Genomic DNA, 4,751 nt, shown 5'->3' on the forward strand with positions numbered 1-4,751 from the left:
TTATCTATCAAACAAATATACAAAAATATGAGCAATTACGGATATACATTAAATTATTTGGTAAAAATCAAACTAAAAAACTACTTGATTGATTTAAAAATGATAAATGTTACATCTCGAAAATAAATTAACAGAACTTTGTTTTCAAAAAGTAACTTTTAGACAAACCACCATCTTTTAAAAAAATTAATCTGTCAAACAGGGTGGAATAGTGAAACATCTAATCGGTACAATTTTACCGTTAAACAATTAATAAAAAATACACCTGAATCGTTCGAAATTTGATGCCAAAGATCAACTTAATCAAGACATATCGTTTTTTTTTAGACTAAATTTTAATTGTATAGGAACTTTTTTTATGAAATAAGTTGTACAAAAAAAGCTGTTTTACAGTACGTAAAACAGCTTTTAGAATTAATAATTTTTTGTAATTACGGTTTCCAAAAAGTCCAAACAGAACCGTTGAAAACAGCCAACTGATGTGATAACGTGTCGTATGCCATCATACCCGCTTCTGGGTTTTTGATGTTCAGGTGGGGGTTTTCCATTTTTGGCAAAATCATTGCTTTGTCACTATCAGAAAGCACTAAAATACCTGGGGTCGGATTGGAGTGGTCTTTTCCGATGATGACTTTAGCATTGCCTCTTTCAGCTACATCGTCCTGAAGTGTGGTACTCACATCGCCAGTTCGCACGCTCAAATCCCTCCAAGAATTCAACTGTTTCACTTTAACCTTTTTGTCGGTAACGTCATAAATAATGGTTCCCGGCACTGCATCTGAAACAGCTGCTTCTGAATTTACCCAAGGTAGGATAATGCCCTTATTTCCTTGGCCAAATTCTAAACTGACGTCTGAGTTGGTTACTCCTTGCTTTCCGATGGCTACTTGTGAAAATCCAATCGATGAAACCGTTGTTAACAATAAAATGAATATTTTTTTCATAATAATAAAATTAATTTTTAAAAAACTACTGGATTTAATTACTCCGGACATGCTTGCGTTTCCATACAATACCATTCAAAGCTTGTGCCATCAGTGGTTGTATATACTTTTAAACAATTGTTTGTAGTATCAAATACCATCATACCTTCAACTGGAGATGTGATTACAAGAGTAGTTCCATCTGCTGCAACTGGCTGGTTACTTGCATTAAATGCTACTCTGTTCAATACAAATCCCTTAGTTTTGGCTTCTAAAACAATCCATCCGCTTTTTCTAACCGCCGGCCAAATACTTGCCGTTCCTGCTCTATCCAAAGAGGTAATTCCTGTTGCGGTATCTAACGCACTTCCTGCTTGATTGTCTAATTCTCCATCAAGATAACAAATGGTAGCTGCAGAAATTTCAATATCAACTTTTGTCAATGAACAAAGTGTTTCAATAGCTTCATCACAAATTTGATAAGTTATGGTGTATAATCCTGCAGGTGTTCCTGCTGGTACAGACACTATACCTGTTGTTACGTTTAATGTAGGAACTGTCGCTCCAGATGAAACTGGTACAGCTGGTGTAATTACTGAAATTACTACATTATCAACAGTTGCAGATCCTGCTGCTCCTCCATTGAATGTGTCATTCGTTAATACATTTCCAACGCTTGCTACTCCTGATATAGATTGAACTCCGGTTGCTGTAAGATTATCTGCTACAGCATTTACTGTTGGCGTTACATTTAAAGTAGTGGTAGAAGTCGTACAATTGGTTGGGTTCAGTTTATCACAGATTTGGTAATCCAATGAATAACTTCCCGCTGGTGTTCCCGCTGCAACGGTAATTGTTCCGTCTGCATTCAATGTTATGCCTGCTGGCCAAGTTCCTTCTTGACTTGCCGTTATATTAGATGATGTTGCAGATCCTGCAGCTCCTCCATTGTAACTGTCATTGGCTAAAACAGATGCAGTTGTTCCGCCATCAGCAGTGGTTGACAAGGTTTCTGATGAAGCACTTATTGCTGGTGAAGCTACAGTTATTTCTGTTGTTGCACTATCACATGGTGTTCCAGATACTTTTTCACACAATTGATATGTAATACTGTACGTTCCCGCTGGTGTTCCCGCTGGAATAGATACTACTCCCGTTGCTGTATTTAAAGTCGGAACTGGTCCGCCATTAATTGACGTTGCTGCTGTTGTTACCGAAATAGCTACATTATCAACAGTTGCAGATCCTGCTGCTCCTCCATTGAATGTGTCATTCGTTAATACATTTCCAACGCTTGCTACTCCTGATATAGATTGAACTCCGGTTGCTGTAAGATTATCTGCTACAGCATCTAATGTAACTGTTAAATTTATCGTAGCTGATGCAGTATTGTTATTGGTGTTTGGATCACTATAATTACCAGTAATCGAAGCTATATTAGTTGAGGTTGCTGATATAGTACCCGTCAAAATTAAGGTAGCCTCTTCACCTACTTGCAATTCACCAATAGTCCAGACAGCTGTGGAAATATCTACCGTTCCTTTTGAAGGAGTTGCACTCACAAATGTAATCCCTGCGGGCCAAGTATCTGTAAGTGAAGTTGTCAAACTTGGTATAGGGCCATTATTTTTTACTGTAATCGTAAAACTAACAGTAGTTCCAAAAATTGCTGCTGAAACACTGGAAGTTTGAGTTACCTGTAAATCCGTACTTGCGGCTAAAATAGTAACTGGAATGTTACAAGATCCTGTTGCTGCTGCAGAAGTAACCGAAACACTTACTGTACCTGGATCGCTTGTACCATTATATGAAACAGGAACATCGATAAAAGTTGCTCCTTGCTGCACAAAAATGCTATATGGACTAGGATTTGTACTTAAACCTGCTCCACTAATATTTACTGCAGCAATACCATTTATAGCTGAAGAAATAGGAATTCGTAAAACATCAGCTTGAACATTTCCATTTTTAATAAATTGATTGTTTTGTAAACCTCCCTCGGAAGAATTACAATTAAAACCAAATGAAGCGGGTACATTGGTAACCGTTGCACAAGATGCTAAATCGCCAAATCCGCGATTAGTACTTGCAGTTTCAGTCCCACTACCATCTATAAGACCTACATAAGTTGTAGCTCCAGTTAAGGCATTTACCCTCCAAATATCGGTATCTGCCGTTCCATTAAGTCTACTATAATAGAAAAAACCGTTCAAGTAAGCCAAACCGTTTCCATTAACGCCTCCCGTTGAAGCATACGTTCCATTTAATTTCACAACGGGACTTGCAGTTGGAGGTAACGTTGTAGGATTAATGCGGTATAACCAACTATTTGTTGTTCCTACATTGATAATACAGTACAAATTTCCAGCGTTATCCACCGCAACATCATTAAGAACAACTCCACTGTCCCATGTTGCATCGCCTGTAATATCTTGCAAATTCTCTGCATTTCCAGTACCTGTCCATTTTGACAATCTTTTATTGGAGATTCCCCAGACTACCCCAGTAGAAGGATCAGTTCCTATACCTACAGGTGCTAGATTAGTACCAGAAGGGCCATTCCATTGTAAGGAAGTACTTTGCAAATTAGTAACAGATGAACTACCTAATCCCGAAAAAATCGTCCCGTTATTTTGATTCACTGTAGTAACAAACCGATTACTAGTTAAATCTGTTGGCGATGGTCCATAGGCCACGTTTCCGTGAGTTGTTTGATCTCCATTCGCGACCAACGTGGTAGATAAATTGTTCAAGTTGATTCTGTAAACCTCTTGGGTTCCACGAACAATTCCAAACAGCTCATTACAAGTTGGAGCTTCTGAGGGCACATAAAGTTGACCCGAAGCTAAATCTAAATCATCAGTACCCTGAAATATCAAAAGCTGCGTATTTAATGCATAACTGGTTTTAACAATACCTACCCCTGTGTTGGGATTAATTTCATAGATCCTTGCATTAAATGTACTTGAAACAACAAGTAGTAAGCGAGATATAAAACCTTCGACCGCATATATTCGTCCATTAAAAAAAGACAAACCCTGAAAGTTTTCTGGTAGTGCGCCACTAAGCTGAATCACTAAAGTAGCAACTCTTGTAGAAATATTTATTTTATAAAGGTACTTGTTAGTACCTACAATTGCTACGGTATATAAATTGCCCGCATTATCAAAAAATCCGTCGCCATTGATGGTACCATTTGTCCAGTTGGCATCACCTGAAATTGACCCCAAATTTGTGGCTGGTGCTGGACTTGCCTTTATCAAATCTCGATTTGCCGAAATTCCATAGACATGTCCAAATGTGGCTCCTGCATTTGGATTAGTAGTTAATCCTCCCAAACCAGCAGGCAGATTTGTCGAAATACTGGTATTTGCAACATAAACCGGTGAATTCACTAAAGTATTTGATGAAGTAAAAACACTTTGAGAACCGTTTGATGGAACAGGCCCCACTGCTAAATTACTTCTAGCTTCAGACGATAAGGTTGTGGTTTGAGTAGGCAAGTTCCCGTTGAGTGCTGAGATGTCAAAAACGCGACCATTTTGGGCGTTCATCAAATAAAGTGATGTATTATTTTGAGCTTCTGAGACAAAAGCTACCAACGCAAAAAGTGTTAGGAACACAATGCGAATGTGTATTTTAAACATGATTTTTAAAATTAAATGAAAATTAAATGGTATTGAGGTGCTTCACAAACCGAAACACATAAGATTTTTAAAATGCAATTCTTTAACTAGTCACTCCTTAAAAACTCACTTTTTGAGTTTTTAAATTTATTTTGAAAAATACATTTGTAAAAATAAACATTAAAAATTCTAGCCAGATCAC

The 4,751-nt window shown here is 37.5% G+C and carries 2 protein-coding genes; both read right to left on the bottom strand.

The genetic code is table 11. The annotated features are described in order from the left end of the window. Positions 1 to 431: 431 nt before the first annotated feature. Positions 432 to 944, bottom strand: coding sequence for a hypothetical protein (locus ACIQ2X_RS16505; protein WP_396180095.1), 513 nt, complete (start codon positions 942 to 944; stop codon positions 432 to 434). A 38-nt stretch (positions 945 to 982) separates the two neighbouring features. Further along, positions 983 to 4,570 carry a hypothetical protein gene (locus tag ACIQ2X_RS16510; RefSeq protein ID WP_396180096.1) on the bottom strand — a complete coding sequence of 1,196 codons (3,588 nt, stop codon included), beginning with the start codon at positions 4,568 to 4,570 and terminating at the stop codon, positions 983 to 985. Between the last annotated feature and the right edge of the window lie 181 nt (positions 4,571 to 4,751).

The sequence above is a fragment of the Flavobacterium sp. genome (assembly GCF_044368625.1).
Classification (GTDB): Bacteria; Bacteroidota; Bacteroidia; order Flavobacteriales; family Flavobacteriaceae; genus Flavobacterium.